At 66.0% G+C, this 15,923-nt stretch carries 16 protein-coding genes; 14 read left to right on the top strand and 2 right to left on the bottom strand.

What is annotated here, in order from left to right:
* Positions 1-41: 41 nt before the first annotated feature.
* The gene (gene dapB / locus AC1DRE_RS15475) at positions 42-800 is read left to right on the top strand and encodes a 4-hydroxy-tetrahydrodipicolinate reductase (protein ID WP_476985421.1); all 759 of its coding nucleotides are present in this window, start codon (positions 42-44) and stop codon (positions 798-800) included.
* A gap of 5 nt (positions 801-805) precedes the next feature.
* The gene (locus tag AC1DRE_RS15470) at positions 806-1,288 is read left to right on the top strand and encodes a hypothetical protein (RefSeq protein WP_476985420.1); all 483 of its coding nucleotides are present in this window, start codon (positions 806-808) and stop codon (positions 1,286-1,288) included.
* 22 nt (positions 1,289-1,310) lie between these two features.
* On the opposite strand, the gene AC1DRE_RS15465 is transcribed toward AC1DRE_RS15470, so the two are convergent.
* Positions 1,311-2,546 (bottom strand): heparan-alpha-glucosaminide N-acetyltransferase domain-containing protein, encoded by a 1,236-nt coding sequence (locus AC1DRE_RS15465; protein WP_476985419.1) that lies wholly within the window; start codon positions 2,544-2,546, stop codon positions 1,311-1,313.
* A gap of 67 nt (positions 2,547-2,613) precedes the next feature.
* Between AC1DRE_RS15465 and AC1DRE_RS15460 the strand changes: the two genes are divergently transcribed.
* The 7 genes from AC1DRE_RS15460 to AC1DRE_RS15430 all read left to right on the top strand — a co-directional run bounded on the left by AC1DRE_RS15460 (position 2,614) and on the right by AC1DRE_RS15430 (position 10,535).
* On the top strand, positions 2,614-2,946 hold the full coding sequence (locus tag AC1DRE_RS15460; protein ID WP_104172475.1) for a hypothetical protein: 333 nt from the start codon (positions 2,614-2,616) through the stop codon (positions 2,944-2,946).
* 86 nt (positions 2,947-3,032) lie between these two features.
* Positions 3,033-3,941, top strand: coding sequence for a 4-hydroxy-tetrahydrodipicolinate synthase (gene dapA / locus AC1DRE_RS15455; protein WP_476985418.1), 909 nt, complete (start codon positions 3,033-3,035; stop codon positions 3,939-3,941).
* A gap of 41 nt (positions 3,942-3,982) precedes the next feature.
* Complete coding sequence (locus AC1DRE_RS15450) at positions 3,983-5,674, top strand: ribonuclease J (protein WP_476985417.1); 1,692 nt, start codon at positions 3,983-3,985, stop codon at positions 5,672-5,674.
* 198 nt (positions 5,675-5,872) lie between these two features.
* Positions 5,873-8,800, top strand: a complete 2,928-nt coding sequence (locus AC1DRE_RS15445) for an FtsK/SpoIIIE family DNA translocase (protein WP_476985416.1) — start codon at positions 5,873-5,875, stop codon at positions 8,798-8,800.
* Between the two features lie 9 nt (positions 8,801-8,809).
* Positions 8,810-9,451, top strand: coding sequence for a CDP-diacylglycerol--glycerol-3-phosphate 3-phosphatidyltransferase (gene pgsA, locus AC1DRE_RS15440; protein ID WP_476985415.1), 642 nt, complete (start codon positions 8,810-8,812; stop codon positions 9,449-9,451).
* Positions 9,448-9,942: a CinA family protein gene (locus AC1DRE_RS15435; protein ID WP_214953227.1), complete on the top strand. Its 495-nt coding sequence runs from the start codon at positions 9,448-9,450 to the stop codon at positions 9,940-9,942. The genes pgsA and AC1DRE_RS15435 overlap by 4 nt, the downstream gene beginning before the upstream one ends.
* Before the next feature lie 140 nt (positions 9,943-10,082).
* The gene (locus tag AC1DRE_RS15430) at positions 10,083-10,535 is read left to right on the top strand and encodes a helix-turn-helix domain-containing protein (RefSeq protein WP_476985414.1); all 453 of its coding nucleotides are present in this window, start codon (positions 10,083-10,085) and stop codon (positions 10,533-10,535) included.
* An 83-nt stretch (positions 10,536-10,618) separates the two neighbouring features.
* On the opposite strand, the gene AC1DRE_RS15425 is transcribed toward AC1DRE_RS15430, so the two are convergent.
* A complete protein-coding gene (locus tag AC1DRE_RS15425; RefSeq protein ID WP_476985413.1) occupies positions 10,619-11,140 on the bottom strand; it encodes a MarR family winged helix-turn-helix transcriptional regulator in 522 nt (173 codons plus the stop codon).
* 41 nt (positions 11,141-11,181) lie between these two features.
* Between AC1DRE_RS15425 and AC1DRE_RS15420 the strand changes: the two genes are divergently transcribed.
* The 5 genes from AC1DRE_RS15420 to miaA all read left to right on the top strand — a co-directional run bounded on the left by AC1DRE_RS15420 (position 11,182) and on the right by miaA (position 15,868).
* On the top strand, positions 11,182-11,406 hold the full coding sequence (locus AC1DRE_RS15420) for a DUF3046 domain-containing protein (protein ID WP_364128776.1): 225 nt from the start codon (positions 11,182-11,184) through the stop codon (positions 11,404-11,406).
* Between the two features lie 211 nt (positions 11,407-11,617).
* On the top strand, positions 11,618-12,673 hold the full coding sequence (recA, locus tag AC1DRE_RS15415; RefSeq protein WP_476985412.1) for a recombinase RecA: 1,056 nt from the start codon (positions 11,618-11,620) through the stop codon (positions 12,671-12,673).
* Positions 12,674-12,836: 163 nt separating this feature from the next.
* The gene (locus AC1DRE_RS15410; RefSeq protein WP_476985526.1) at positions 12,837-13,316 is read left to right on the top strand and encodes a regulatory protein RecX; all 480 of its coding nucleotides are present in this window, start codon (positions 12,837-12,839) and stop codon (positions 13,314-13,316) included.
* 17 nt (positions 13,317-13,333) lie between these two features.
* On the top strand, positions 13,334-14,902 hold the full coding sequence (gene miaB, locus AC1DRE_RS15405; RefSeq protein WP_476985411.1) for a tRNA (N6-isopentenyl adenosine(37)-C2)-methylthiotransferase MiaB: 1,569 nt from the start codon (positions 13,334-13,336) through the stop codon (positions 14,900-14,902).
* A 3-nt stretch (positions 14,903-14,905) separates the two neighbouring features.
* Positions 14,906-15,868: a tRNA (adenosine(37)-N6)-dimethylallyltransferase MiaA gene (miaA, locus tag AC1DRE_RS15400; protein ID WP_476985410.1), complete on the top strand. Its 963-nt coding sequence runs from the start codon at positions 14,906-14,908 to the stop codon at positions 15,866-15,868.
* The last annotated feature ends 55 nt before the right edge of the window (positions 15,869-15,923 follow it).

The raw sequence follows: 15,923 nt of genomic DNA, 5'->3' as shown, positions 1-15,923 counted from the left end.
CGGTTCATCCGGGCGGGCAGCCCGACGGTAGGGTTAAGTCCATGACCGAACAACTTGCCGTCGCCGTCCTGGGCGCGAACGGGCGCATGGGCGCCGAGGCCGTGAAAGCCGTTGAAGCGGCCGCCGACATGAAGCTCGTAGCGGCCCTCGGACGGGGTGATTCCCTGGCTGAGCTGGTCAACGCCGGCGCCCGGGTGGTGGTGGACCTGACCGTCCCCGAAAGCACCGAGGCGAACGTCCGCTTCGCCGTCGAACACGGCATGCACGCCGTCGTCGGCACCACCGGCTGGGACGCCGCCCGGCTCCAGGACCTTGAGGAACTGCTTGGCCGGAATGCCGGCGTCGGCGTCCTCATCGCCCCCAACTTCGCCCTCGGTTCCGTGCTGGCGTCGGCTTTTGCCGCCAAGGCCGCCAAGTACTTCGAGTCGGTGGAAGTCATCGAACTGCACCACCCGGACAAGGTTGACGCACCGTCGGGCACCGCTGTCCGCACCGCGCAGCTGATCGCGGCTGAACGTGCCGCCGCCGGCATCGGGGCCAGCCCGGACGCCACCACCACCGAACTTGCCGGCGCCCGGGGCTGCGACGTCGACGGCATCCGCGTCCACAGCGTGCGGCTCCGCGGCCTCGTGGCGCACCAGGAAGTCCTGCTCGGCGGACCGGGGGAGCAACTGACGCTGCGGCACGACTCCTTCGACCGGGCGTCCTTCATGCCGGGCGTGCTGCTGGGAGTGCGGAACATCGCCGGCCACCCCGGGCTGACCGTAGGCCTGGACGGCTACCTGGACCTCGGAGTCTGACGGCCGTGGTCAATGTCCTCGCCGGCCTGAAGAAGAACCGCACCAAGATCTGGGTCGGCGCCGTGACGCTCCTGCTGGTCTTCTACCTGGTGGTGTCCTTCCAGCGCTCCGTGCTGCTCCTCACCGATCCCAATCCCGTGGCCAAGGCCATTGGCGCCGCCTATCTGATCCTGCCGGCCATCGGGGCCTGGGCGCTGGTCCGCGAGCTGCTGTTCGGTGCCAGGACGGAACAGATGGCCAAGGTCCTCGAGGCCGAAGGCGGCCTGCCCGTCGACAACCTGCAGCGCACACCCGCCGGACGGATCGTGCGGGAATCGGCAGACGCCGAGTTTGAGAAATACCGGATCGAAGCCGAGGAAGCGCCGGATGATTGGCGTTCATGGTTCCGGCTCAGCTGCGCCTACGACGCCGCGGGGGATCGCAAACGCGCCCGGGCAGCCATGCGCGACGCCCTGAAGCTGTTCCGCGAGGGCAGTGGCACCGCCTAGCGGCACTTGGCAGCGGCACCGCCTAGCGGATGCCCGCCCGCTGGTACCTGCCAACCTCGCTGGCGGCGTGGGCCACCCACTCGAGCGGGCCCCGCCAGTGGAGCACCGCAAACGAACCTCCGATGAGGACCGCGGTCAGGGCCTGGGCGGCATAGACGCCTTCCTCGGTCCAGCCGACGGGGAGAGGCTGCAGGTACATCGCAGCCACCAGGCACACATGCGCCGTGTACAGGCTGAGCGTCATGGCGCCGGCACCGCGCAGCGGCAGCAGCAGGTCCAGGTTGAGCCATTCACCCAGGCGCCCCAGGAGCAGGCAGGCGCCCACCACGGCAACGGCTACCGCTGACGTGTGCAGTAGGTCCAGTGTGGTGCCCGAATGCGGCGCACTTCCCGCCAGCCACCACCACGAGCCCGATTGGTCGACGCCGGCCAGGTTCACCTGCAGCAGGCTGTCCAGCGGGTAGCGGGGGTCAGCCAGCTGCGCCTGCAGCGCGGCCTTGCCGCCCCAGTCGTTCATCATCAGCACGCCCAGCCATTTGGCCAGCACGGCCACCACCGTGCCTCCGGCCAGCAGCAGGACCTGCACGGCCATCTTCGTCAGCGCCAGCCGGCCGATCACCAGCCCGATCAGCAGGTAGCTGAGCCACTGCAGGACGGGGTAGTAGCCGGTCAGGAAGATGTCCCCGAGCAGGCGCCCGGGCGTGGCAAGGTCGTCCCAGTTGGGGTTGTGGCGCAGCTGCAGCGGCGGGGAAGCGGCCAGGAGCCACGGCCGCAGCAGGTAGCCGAGCACCGGCGAACCAATCACCCAGCCCGCGGCAAAGGCGCAAAGCGGCCGGATGCTGAGGCCGATGAACGGCAGGACACACACGAACAGGACGGCGTAATGCACCAGGATCACCGCGACGTTGACTTCCAGCCCGCCGAGGAAAAGCCCGACTACGGCGATCACCAGGGCGCGCAGGGCGATGCCGCGGCGGGCACCCCACAACTCCCGGCCTTCCGGCGGACGCTGTTTTCCGGTGGACAGGGCCAGCCCGATCCCGGCCAGGACGGCAAACAAAGCCGCCGCCCGCCCCGAGAAGGTGAGCCCGATCCAGGTGGGCGTCAGTTGGGCGTCGGCTTCGAACGTGGGGAGCAGGTGGGTGGCCATCATGCCGAGCAGCGCCAGCCCGCGGGCGGCGTCGATTCCGGTGAGTCTCGTCGTCTTGGTGGTGCCTTTGGCGGTCCGCGAGGGAGAAGCAGTGCCACGGGAGGTCATGAGCCGATCGTCTCATATCCGCGCGGGACCCCTTGTATTCGAATATATGTTCGAATAGGATCGCTTCATGAACAACGCACCAGAACGCGGAACGCCGGCCGGACCGCTCAAGGCGATGAGCCCTGGCGTGGTGGACTACCTCTTCCGCCGGCTGGTCGCCGGCGACCCGGCCGAGGACATTCAGTGGGGCAAGGAAGGCGTGGCGCTGTCAGCCCAGCCGCCCGGCGCGGAACTGGCGCGCAGGCTCTCTGAGTGCGACCTCGAGGCCCTCACGCCCACGGAACTCTTCCACTACGTCCGCGCCGCCCAGCGGCTCGCTTCGTGGGCGGAGTCGCTCCGGGAGGAAGCGGTCAGCCGCTACTGCGGCACCCCTCCGCCGGGAACCGTGTCAAACCCCTGAAAAGTGACGACTGAAGGGCCTACTTTGACGATCATCACGCCGCCGCCATTGTCCTAACAAGGCGGGGACAGGGTAACGTTTTTCCTATGGCTGACACTTCCGCGAATATCCCTGCTTTTGGCACCCTCCTGACCGCTATGGTCACGCCGTTCACAGTGGACGGCAAAGTGGACTACCAGCAGGCGGCGGAACTGGCCGTGAAGCTTGTCGACGACGGCTGCGACGGCCTGGTCGTCACCGGAACCACCGGCGAAACCTCCACCCTCACCGACGAGGAAAACGTGGGGATGTTCCGCGCGGTGAAGGAAGCTGTCGGCGGCCGTGCCGCGATCATCGCCGGCACCGGAACCAACGACACCGCACACTCCGTGCATCTTTCCCGGCTGGCAGCCGATGTCGGCGTCGACGGCCTCCTGATCGTAACGCCCTACTACAACAAGCCCAGCCAGGCCGGCGTGCGCGCACATTTTGAGGCCATCGCCTCCTCCACCGACGTGCCCGTGATGCTCTATGACATCCCCGGCCGGTCGTCGATCCAAATTGCTCCGGAGACCATGATCCGTCTGGCAGCGCACCCGAACATCGTCGCCGTCAAGGACGCCAAGGCCGATTTCGCCGCCGCCACCCGCGTTATGGCAGAGACCGACCTGCTCTTCTACTCCGGCGACGACGGCCTGACCCTGCAGTGGATGGCGCTGGGCGCCGTCGGACTCGTGGGCGTCACCACCCACGTTGCCACCCGCCGGTTCCGCGAGCTGATCGACGCCGTCAACGCGAACGACTTCGGCACCGCCCGGAAGATCAATTTTGAACTCGAACCTGTTATCCGGGCCACGATGACCCGCGTACAGGGGGCCGTTGCGGCCAAGCAGATTCTTAAATGGCAGGGAGTCCTGCCCAACTCGGTTGTCCGTTTGCCCCTCGTGGAGCCGGACGAAACCGAGATCGTAACCATCCGCGAGGATTTGGCGGAAGCAGGAATGGTCTTTTCCTGATCGGTAAAGACCCCACTGTTCCGCCCGGAAAGTAGTGCATTATGACCCAAACCGCCCTTCCAGGCCTTGTCACGCCACCGAAACTGCCCCAAGGGACCCTGCGGATCGTGCCGCTCGGCGGCCTGGGGGAGATCGGCCGCAACATGGCCGTCTTCGAAATCGACGGCAAGCTGCTCATCGTCGACTGCGGTGTCCTCTTCCCTGAGGAGACCCAGCCCGGCGTCGATCTCATCCTGCCCGATTTCTCCTACATCGAGAACCGGCTTGACGACATCGTGGCCGTCGTCCTGACCCACGGCCACGAGGATCACATCGGTGCCGTGCCGTACCTGCTGCGCCTGCGCGCCGACATTCCCCTGGTCGGCTCCCAGCTCACCCTTGCCCTGATCGAGGCCAAGCTGCAGGAACACCGGATCAAGCCCCTAACGCTCACCGTGACGGAGGGCCAGGTGGAGCGCTTCGGTCCCTTCGAAACTGAGTTCGTTGCGGTCAACCACTCGATTCCCGACGCCCTGGCTGTGTTCATCCGCACCGCCGGCGGCACCGTGCTGCACACGGGCGACTTCAAGATGGACCAGCTGCCGCTGGACGGCCGGATCACGGACCTCCGCCACTTCGCCAAGCTGGGCGAAGAAGGCGTTGACCTGTTCATGTCCGACTCCACCAACGCGGACGTCCCCGGCTTCACCACCGCCGAGAAGGAAATCGGCCCCACCCTGGACCGGCTCTTCGGCCAGGCCAGCAAGCGCATCATCGTCGCTTCCTTCTCATCACACGTCCACCGCGTGCAGCAGGTCCTGGACGCTGCGGCCAACCACAACCGCAAGGTTGCCTTCGTGGGCCGCTCCATGGTCCGCAACATGGCCATCGCGGCAAAGCTTGGCTACCTTGACGTTCCGGACGGCATCCTGGTGGACATCAAGAACATCGACAACCTGCCGGACAACCGCGTAGTGCTGATGTCCACGGGTTCACAGGGCGAGCCGATGGCTGCGTTGTCCCGGATGGCCAACGGGGACCACCGCGTCGTCGTCGGCAAGGGCGACACCGTCATCCTGGCCTCCAGCCTGATCCCGGGCAACGAGAACGCGGTTTTCCGCATCATCAACGGCCTGCTGAAGCTGGGCGCCGACGTCATCCACAAGGGCAACGCCAAGGTCCACGTGTCCGGCCACGCCGCGGCCGGGGAACTGCTGTACTGCTACAACATCCTCGAACCGCTGAACGCCATGCCGGTGCACGGCGAGACGCGGCACCTGATCGCCAACGGCAAGATCGCCCTCGAATCGGGCGTACCCGATGAGAGCATCCTGCTGGCTGACAACGGCACCGTCATTGACCTTCGTGACCACCAGGCCGACGTCGTGGGGCAGGTGGAAGTGGGCTTCGTCTACGTCGACGGCTCCAGCGTTGGCGAAGTCACGGAAGCCGACCTGAAGGACCGCCAGACGCTCGGTGATGAAGGCTTCATCTCCATCATCACGGTGATCCACCGCGCCACCGGCAAGGTGGTTTCCGGGCCGGAAATCCACGCCCGCGGCGTGGCTGAAGATGACTCCGTCTTCGACGAAATCATCCCCAAGATCAATGCTGCCCTGGAAGAAGCCGTGCTCAACCACACGGATCACACGACGCACCAGCTCCAGCAGGTTGTCCGCCGCGTCGTCGGCACCTGGGTCAACCGCAAGCTTCGCCGCAAGCCCATGATCATCCCGGTAGTCCTCGAGGCCTAAGCATCAGGTCTTGTGCCACCCGGGCCTTCCCCGCAGAAACGCAGCCGCCACGGCAGCTGCCTGCGGGGGAGGCCCCCGTGTTTAAGCCGCCCGGACGGGTCAACGGCGCATTATGTCCGCCGTCCCTGCCGCAACATGCAGCCCGGACTGCCCCGGAAATCCGCGGTTTTTTGCCTCGCTTCGGGTACCGTGGCGGGTATGGCGACACGTACCTCCTCCGCGCCTAGAGGCAACTCAAGCGGTAAATCAGGCAGCTCCGCGGGCCGGAGCTCCGGCTCCGCTGCGTCCAAATCCAGCCGGACCGGGGGAACATCAGGCACGGCGCGCACACGACAGATGGCCGCCGTCGAACCCCGCCAGCCGTGGCTCGTGAGGGTGGCCGCAGGGGCCTGGTTGGGCATCGGCCACGTCGTCGGCGGGGGCGTGCGCAGGATCGGATACGACGTCAGCGACCTCGCGCCGGAGGACCGCCGGGACGGGGCCGCCCTCTTCAATCTCGCACTTGGCGTGTTTGTTGCCACCTTCGCCTGGTGGGGCTTCACAGGATGGTTCCCGGACACTGTCTTCGCGATCGTCAACGGGACCTTCGGCTGGATGTCCCTGCTGCTGCCGCTGATGCTTTTCGTCTGCGCCTTCCGGCTGTTCCGCCAGCCGTCGGACGGGCGGGGCAACAACAGGATCGGTATCGGCTTCCTGATCATGACCTTTGCCGGCTGCGGCCTGGCACATGTCATCGGCGGCCAGCCCACAGTCGTGGACGGATTCGACGGCCTGCGCCGGGCCGGCGGAATGCTGGGCTTCCTGGCCGCTTCGCCGCTGGCCGCCCTGCACACGGCTGTGCCCGTGGCCGTCTACGGGCTGCTTGCCTTCACGTCCCTCCTGATCATCACTGCTACCCCCTTCGGCGCCATTCCCCGCCGGATCAGGGACGCTTATGAGCACCTCATGGGCATCGACCTGCAGGAAGCCGGCGACGTCCACGACCGCAGCTACCTCTACGAAAACTCCGCCCAGGCTGCGCCGAAGAAAAAGAGGCGCGGCCGGCTGTTCGGCAAGGACCAGGACACCGATCCCCGCCTCGAAGGCTACGTCGGGGACGAAGCCTTCGAACATGCCGTCATCGACGACGACGAGGCAACCGACAGCGTCAACGGCACCAAGGCAGGCGGCAAGGGGTCCCGCCCGGCACCCGGCGTCCGGCGGCCCACCCAGGCCGAGATCGCCGTCGAAAAGATCAAGGCAGCCCAGGGCCTGGGCACCAAGGGCCCCGATTTCAGCGGTGAGAATGCCACAGAGGCCATCCCGCTCGTCACCCCTGGCATGGTCGCCGCCGGTTCCCTGAACCCCGTGGCTCCCGCCGCAGGGGCCGCCGCAGCCGCGCAGGTGCCTTCACGCCCCGTTGCCCCGCCGCTGCCCACGCCTATCCCGCAGCGCACGGAGCAGCTATCGCTCGCCGGCGACGTCACCTACACCCTGCCGTCCTCGGACGTCCTGGCGCCCGGCTCCATCCCCAAGGAGCGCACCGAGGCCAACGACGCCATTGTGGCCTCCCTGACGGACACGCTGAACCAGTTCAACGTCGACGCGCAGGTCACCGGCTTCAGCCGCGGCCCCACCGTGACCCGCTACGAGATTGAGCTGTCCGCGGGCACCAAGGTGGAACGCGTCACGGCGCTGTCCAAGAACATCTCCTACGCCGTTGCCTCGAGCGACGTCCGCATCCTGAGCCCGATTCCCGGCAAGTCCGCCATCGGCATCGAGATCCCCAACACGGACCGCGAGACGGTCTCGCTCGGCGATGTGCTCCGCAGCCAGAACGCCCGCCGCACCGACCACCCCATGGTGATGGGTGTCGGCAAGGACGTCGAGGGCGGCTATGTGGTCGCGAACCTGGCCAAGATGCCCCACCTGCTCGTGGCCGGTGCCACCGGTGCCGGTAAGTCGTCGTTCGTGAACTCCATGATCACGTCCATCCTGATGCGTGCCACCCCGGACGAGGTCCGCATGGTCATGGTGGATCCCAAGCGCGTGGAGCTCACGGCGTACGAAGGTGTGCCGCACCTGATCACGCCCATCATCACCAATCCCAAGAAAGCCGCCGAAGCCCTGCAATGGGTGGTCCGGGAAATGGACGCCCGCTACGACGACCTCGCGAACTACGGGTTCAAACACATTGATGACTTCAACAAGGCTGTCCGGGCCGGCAAGGTCCACCCGCCGGTCGACTCCAAGCGCGTCATCCGCCCCTACCCGTACCTGCTGGTGATCGTGGACGAGCTCGCCGACCTCATGATGGTGGCCCCGCGCGACGTCGAAGATTCCATCGTCAGGATCACCCAGCTGGCGCGTGCCGCCGGTATCCACCTGGTGCTCGCCACCCAGCGGCCCTCGGTGGACGTCGTCACCGGCCTGATCAAGGCCAACGTACCGTCCCGCATGGCCTTCGCGACCTCCTCCGTGACCGACTCCCGCGTGGTCCTGGACCAGCCCGGAGCGGAAAAGCTCATCGGCCAGGGTGACGCGCTCTTCCTGCCCATGGGCGCGTCCAAGGCCATGCGCGTGCAGGGCGCCTGGGTCACTGAATCGGAAATCCACAAGGTCGTTGAGCACGTCAAGGGCCAGCTCAAGGTCGACTACCGCGACGACGTCGCCCCCGAGGCGCAGAAGAAGCAGATCGATGACGACATCGGGGATGACCTTGAGGTCCTGCTGCAGGCCACTGAGCTCGTGGTGACCACCCAGTTCGGCTCAACCTCCATGCTGCAGCGCAAGCTGCGCGTCGGCTTCGCGAAGGCGGGCCGGCTCATGGACCTGCTCGAATCCAGGGGAGTGGTGGGGCCCTCGGAGGGTTCCAAGGCCCGCGACGTCCTGGTGAAGCCCGATGACCTGGCGGCGGTCCTCGCAGCCATGAAGGGCCAGGACGCCCCGGCCGCGCCGGATTCCCAGACCGCGGCGCTGAGTGACAACGCCAACGCGAACATCGCCCAGGGCGGTTATGCCGAGGACCTCGTGGCGGCGGACCTGGACAACCGCACCCAGAAAGTCGAATACTACGACGGCGCAGACGGCAGCTCCGGTGACGACGAGGACGGCTCCGAGGACGCCTGGTCGCTCACCGGACGGTAGCCTAGGAGAGTGACTAGCACTGAAGCCAACAGCTCAGGCTCCGCCTCCGGGATCTGGAACCTTCCGAACATCCTGACGATGCTGCGGATTGCGCTGGTGCCGTTCTTCGTCTGGTTCCTCGTCGCGGACGCTCCGGGGCTCGATAGCCAGAACGGCGTCTGGCGCTGGGCCGCTGCCCTGACGTTTGCCGTCGCCATCTACACCGACAAGCTCGACGGCGACATCGCCCGCAGCAGGGGACTCATCACCAACTTCGGCAAGATTGCCGATCCCATCGCGGACAAACTGCTGACGGGCTCCGCACTGGTGATGCTGTCCGTCCTGAGCGAGCTGCCCTGGTGGATCACCATCCTGATCCTGGTCCGCGAATGGGGCATCACGGCACTGCGGTTCTTCGTCATCCGCTACGGCGTCATTCCGGCGTCGCGTGGCGGCAAGCTGAAGACCGTTGTGCAGACCGTTGCGATCCTGCTATATGTGATTCCGCTCGCATCGCTGGCCCCGTGGCTGGGTGTGGTCGCCTTCCTGGTGATGCTCGCCGCCGTGGCCATCACCGTCTGGACCGGAGTCCAGTATGTTGTCGAAGCACTCAAGCTGCGGGCAAGCGGACGTCGTGCCGCCAGCCAGCGCGTTCAAGGAGAAATGCCGTGAGCAATCTGCACCGCATCGCCGAACAGGCAGTTACCGGCGCCATCTCGCGGGGACTGACAGTCGCCACCGCCGAATCGCTGACAGCGGGCATGGTGACGGCGGTCCTCGCTGACACACCCGGCGCCTCGGGCATGCTTCAGGGCGGAGTCGTGTCCTACCAGAACGCAGTCAAAGCGGACGTCCTGGGCGTGCCCCAAGAGTTGCTCGACGCCGTCGGATCCGTCGAGGGAGCAGTTGCAGAAGCGATGGCAGCCGGAGCCCGAAGGGTCTGCGGCGCGGACGTGGGGGTGTCGACAACCGGCGTCGCCGGTCCGGAACCGCACGGCGGGAAAGCCGTGGGAACAGTCTTCGTCGGCATCGCCACCGCGGAGGGCACGACGTCGTTCGGTTACGTTTTTGAGGGGAACCGCGCCGACATCCGCGGACAGGCCTGCGCGGCTGCATTGGAGCGGCTGCTTGAGGCGCTATCTTCCGAGGCTTACCAGGCGTAAAGTTGCCGGGAACAAAATTTGATTCCTAATAGTTGTTAGATTGTGTCGCTTCCGAATCGCGGTGGCGCCTAGGATGAGTAAATAATTATGGTTCGCCTGATGAGGGCGGGCCTGACGAACGAGGGAGCAAGGCGATACAGATGGTAAAGCAGCCCGTATCCGTGAACGGCGTTGTCCGCTGGAAGGATGTGGGCCTCGCCGATCAGGCAAAGAGCGAACAGAAGGAGCGCAAGATGGTTGTACTTCGTCACGAAATCGGTGATGTTCTGCGCGACGTTCGCCAGCGTCAGGGCCGAACCCTCCGCGAAGTTTCACACAGTGCCCGGGTTTCCCTGGGTTACCTCAGTGAAGTGGAGCGCGGCCAGAAGGAAGCCTCTTCGGAGCTGCTGTCTTCGATCTGCTCGGCCCTGGACGTCCCGCTGTCCAGCATGCTCCGCGAAGTCAGCGACCGCGTCGCCGTCGCTGAGGGCGTTGCTGTTCCGGACACCGTTCCGCAGGAATTCTCGCAGCGTTATGGCCGCGACCTTGACCGCGAACTCAACACTGAACTGTCTGCCGAACTGGCCAAGGGACTGCTCTCGGGCGCCCGCTGACCTGCGTCGTTCATACTCAGTCATACCAGACTCACGCGAAGGGCCTCCGGCAAAGCCGGAGGCCCTTCGGCGTTAAACCAAGGCTAAGTACCGGGCCGGTTGGCTTCGTCCTTCGGGAAGCCGTCGCGCTCATACGTCGCGTTGAGCTTCGCCATGTATGTGGCAAGAGTCTGAAGTTCTTCCACCGGCCATTCCCCCAGCCGCTCACGGAAAACCTCCCGCCGAGCGTCCTGGACCTGGTGCATCTTCTCCTCGCCCTTGGGGGTCAGCTGGATGGTCTGGGCCCGGCCGTCGAGGGGATCGGCCTCCTTGGACACCAGACCGATGCTTTCGAGGAATGCAATCTGCCGGCTGACAGACGGTTTGCCGACGCCGATGCATGATGCCAGTTCCGTGAGCCTGATGGGACCTTCCCGGCGGATGACGGTGAGGAGGCCGTACGCGGCCGGTTCCATGTCCGGGTGCACTTCCCGCGACAGCTGCTGGGACAGGGCGCGGCCACGGCGCCAGAACAGGCTGATCTGATGTTCCACGGTTCGCAGGGCCGCGTCGACGCTGTTTTCGGTGGCCCTTGGGGCATCGGGTTCCACGGCTGGGTTGCTCATGGCAACCATTCTATTGGCCGCAGCCGTGAGAGACTTTATCGGTGAGAATCAGCGACTTCTGGCGGCTAATGGACGATGAGTTCGGTGCAGGCTACTCCCGTGTCCTCAGCAGCTCACTGGTGCTGGCAGGTGTCGGCAGCCGGACAGCGGACCAGGCGCTGGCAGCCGGTGTTCCTCCGCGGCAGGTCTGGCTCGCCATGTGCGACGTGCAGGACGTCCCGGCGGACCGGCGGCTCGGCAGGGACATCAAGCCGTCCCGCAACTGATCCACGGCGCCCTGACGCTGGATGGCTCCGCCCTTGACACGCCGGGCAATTGTTCGAATATCTGTTCGGGTAGGGCTATGCTTTTTTCAGAGCGTTTTCCACATACGCAATGTCATCCGGCAAGAATGTCGGTGGGTGCCGTTAGCGTCGGTGATGACAGATAAAGGGCCGCTCAGGCCACTCCACAGCGAGAAAACTAGAGGTGTGAACCATGGCGGCAGCCCCGGATCGTCAGAAGGCGCTCGATGCAGCGCTTGCCCAGATCGACAAGCAGTTCGGCAAAGGCTCTGTTATGCGGCTGGGCGACGAAGTGCGTGCGCCCATCGAAGTAATCCCCACCGGCTCCATTGCCCTGGACGTTGCTCTGGGAATTGGCGGCCTGCCGCGCGGCCGCGTCGTGGAAATCTACGGCCCGGAATCGTCAGGTAAGACCACCGTTGCCCTGCATGCCGTCGCGAATGCCCAGCGCCTGGGCGGAATTGCTGCGTTCATCGACGCCGAGCACGCCCTGGACCCGGAATATGCCGCCAAGCTGGGTGTGGATACCGACGCGCTGCTGGTCTCCCAGCCGGACACCGGCGAGCAGGCCCTGGAAATCATGGACATGCTGATTGGCTCGGGCTCCCTCGATGTGATTGTCATCGACTCCGTGGCCGCCCTCGTGCCCCGGGCGGAAATTGAAGGCGACATGGGCGACAGCCACGTCGGCCTGCAGGCCCGCCTGATGAGCCAGGCGCTCCGTAAGATCACCGGACGTTTGAGCCAGACCAAGACCACCGCCATCTTCATTAACCAGCTGCGTGAGAAAATCGGCGTCTTCTTCGGCTCGCCCGAGACTACCACCGGTGGTAAGGCGCTGAAGTTCTACGCCTCCATCCGCATCGACGTCCGCCGCATCCAGACGCTGAAGGAAGGCGCTGATTCAGTGGGCAACCGCACCAAGGCGAAAATCGTCAAGAACAAGATGGCCCCGCCCTTCAAAATCGCTGAATTCGACATCATCTACGGCCAGGGCATCTCCCGCGAGGGCGGCATCATCGATATGGGCGTGGAGCACGGCCTGATCAAGAAGTCCGGTTCCTGGTTCACCTACGACGGTGACCAGCTGGGCCAGGGCATGGAGAACTCGCGACGCTTCCTGCGCGACAATCCGGAGCTTGCCGCGGAGCTGGAGCGCCTCATCAAGGAGAAGCTCGGCGTCGGCGTCAAGCCCGCCGAAGCTGACAAGGAAGCGTCTCCGAAGCTCAAGGCCGTTGACGGTTTCTAGGGGAACCCGGCGGAGCGGGCCAGGATTCCGATCCCGGAAACCTGGCCCGGCTGCGTTCGACGATGCGGGCCCGGACGGGGTCATTCCCGCCGAGGCCGGGTTCGCGCCGGATCCGCAAGCGGAACACGATGGTGAGCCGGATCCGGCCTCCGTTGCACGGGCGATCGTGCTGCGGCAGCTGACCGCTTCACCGAAAAGCAGGTTGCAGCTTGCCCGCAAGCTGGCCGAGCGCAATGTTCCGGAGGACGTGGCCGAGGCCGTCCTGGACAGGTTCGAAGAAGTCCGGCTCGTGGATGACGCCGAGTTTGCGGACATGTGGGTACGGAGCAGGTCCCAGACCCGGAAGCTCGCCAAGGGTGCGTTGCGGCGCGAGCTTGCGGACAAGGGTATTGAGGCCGACATTGCTGCCCGGGCCCTGGAGCAGGTCAGTGACGAAGCGGAGGAGTCTGCCGCCCGTGAACTCGTCCAACGCAAGCTCAAAGGCACCGCAGACCTCACGGACCGCGCCGAGCGGGACAAGGTGACGCGTCGGCTGGCCTCGATGCTGGCCCGGAAGGGGTACCAGCCATCGCAGGCCTTCCGGATCGTCGGGGAGGTCCTCGACGCCGCAGCCGGCGGGCAGGCGGAAACGGAATTCCTATGAACCGGTACCCTTAACAGGTGAGTTTGACCATTCCCTCCCCAGCGTCCGGCACCAGCACTTCCGCCAGCCCGGATGGAGCCCCCGCAGCGGCGCCGCCGCGCACTTACCAGGTGCGCACTTTTGGCTGCCAAATGAACGTGCACGACTCCGAGCGGATGGCCGGGATGCTCGAAGGCGCGGGGTATGTCCCGGCGACCGGTGAGCACGCCGACGTCGTGGTGTTCAACACATGCGCCGTCCGGGAGAACGCCGACAACAAGCTTTACGGCAACCTCGGAATGCTGGCCCCGGTCAAAGCCGCCAACCCGGGGATGCAGATCGCCGTGGGCGGCTGCCTGGCGCAGAAGGACCGCGAAACCATCCTGAAGAAGGCCCCATGGGTGGACGCCGTCTTCGGCACGCACAACGTCGGTGCCCTGCCCGCGCTCCTCGACCGCGCCCGTCACAACAATGAGGCGCAGCTCGAGATCCTGGAATCACTCGACGTTTTCCCCTCCACCCTCCCCACCAAGCGGGACTCCGTGTACTCGGGCTGGGTGTCGATCTCGGTGGGATGCAACAACACGTGCACCTTCTGCATCGTTCCTGCCCTGCGCGGCAAGGAGAAGGACCGCCGTCCGGGCGACATCCTCGCCGAGATTCAGGCACTGGTGGACGACGGCGCCATCGAGGTGACACTCCTGGGCCAGAACGTGAACTCCTACGGCGTGGAATTCGGCGACCGCCAGGCGTTCTCCAAGCTGCTGCGTGCCTGCGGTGAAATCGAAGGGCTGGAGCGGGTCCGCTTCACCAGCCCGCACCCCGCTGCCTTCACGGACGACGTCATCGACGCCATGGCCGAAACCCCGAACGTTATGCCGCAGCTTCACATGCCCCTGCAATCGGGCTCGGACAAAGTACTCAAGGACATGAAGCGGTCATACCGCTCCACCAAATTCCTGGGCATCCTGGACAAGGTCCGGGAACGGATTCCGCATGCCGCCATTTCGACGGACATTATCGTCGGCTTCCCCGGTGAAACCGAAGAGGACTTCCAAGCCACGCTGGACGTCGTCGAAAAGTCGCGCTTCGCCACTGCGTTCACGTTCCAGTACTCGAAGCGTCCCGGCACCCCCGCCGCGGATCTGCCGGACCAGCTCCCCAAGGCCGTGGTCCAGGAGCGCTTTGAGCGTCTGACCGCCCTGCAGGACCGGATTGCAGCCGAGGAAAACGCCCGTCAGCTGGGCCGCCGGGTGGAGGTCATGGTCACGGCACAGTCCGGCCGCAAGTCGGAGGAAACACACCGGCTGTCGGGCCGGTCGCAGGATCAGCGGCTGGTGCATTTCTCAGTCCCGGAGGGTGCGGAGAAGCCCCGGCCCGGAGACCTCGTGACCGTCACGATCACGGAAGCAGCTGCGTTCCATCTGGTGGCCGATCCGGCATCGCCGGCAGACTACGCGCTCCGCCGGTCGCGTGCGGGTGACGCCTGGGACAGGTCCCAGGCGGATTCCTGCGGCGCCCCGGTGCCCGGCGGCGGCTCCGGTGCGACCGGCGGCAAGAGCGGCGTGTCCCTTGGTATGCCGGCGCTCCCCGTCCGCCGCAACTAGGCAATGGCCACGCCCATAGGGAACGGCCGGGACGCCTTTGTGCCGTCGGCCGGGGCGCGCGGTGCCGACGCCGGTCAGCCGCCTGTCATTGCGGTGGTCGGCCCCACCGGATCCGGGAAGTCGGATCTCGCCGTTTCGCTCGCGCTGGAACTTGACGGCGAGGTCATCAACGCGGACGCCATGCAGTTCTATCGCGGCATGGACATCGGCACGGCCAAGATCACCGCGGAGGAGCGCAGGGGAGTCCGGCACCACCTGCTGGACACCCTCGACGTCACCCAGGAAGCCAGCGTGTCCGATTTCCAGCGGGAGGCGCGCGCCGCCGTCGCCAATATCCACGGCAGGGGCAGGCGGGCCATCCTCGTCGGCGGATCGGGCCTGTATGTCCGGGCAGCGCTGGACGTGCTCGAGTTTCCCGGAACGGATCCGGACATCAGGCGCCGGCTCGAAGCCGAAGCCGACGACACCGGCCTTGCCGCGCTGCGCACCAGGCTGGAAGCCGTGGACCCGGTTTCCGCCGCCCGGCTGGGAGACGCCCGCAGGGTTGTCCGCGCACTGGAGGTCTTCGAGCTGACAGGACGCCCGTTCAGCTCCTTCATGCCGGCCCGGGAGTACTTCCAGCCGGCAGTCCAGATCGGCCTCGAGGTGGACCGGGAGCTCCTGAAGGACAGGCTGGCGCAGCGTGTTCACAGTATGGTCGCCCGCGGGCTGCAGGCCGAAGTGCAGCGGCTGGACGCTGCAGGGCTGAGAAAGGGCAAGACCGCGTCCCGTGCCCTGGGTTACTCCCAGTTCCTCAAAGTGCTCGACGGTGCATGGGATGCCGGCCAGGCCACGGAAGACACCATTGTGGCCACGCGAAAATTCGCCCGCCGGCAGCTCACCTGGTTCAGGGCTGATCCCCGCATCACCTGGCTCGACTGGCAGGACCCGGACCTGGTGGACAAAGCAGCGGCCATCTGCCGCTGAGCCGGCGCTGCTCAGCCCGCGCCAGCCCCGTGCGCACGGTTTTCGGGCCCGTCCA

The sequence above is a fragment of the Arthrobacter sp. P4_H3 genome (assembly GCF_056400885.1).
Note: the sequence above shows the minus strand (reverse complement) of the source record. Positions and strands in the feature narration are given on the sequence as shown.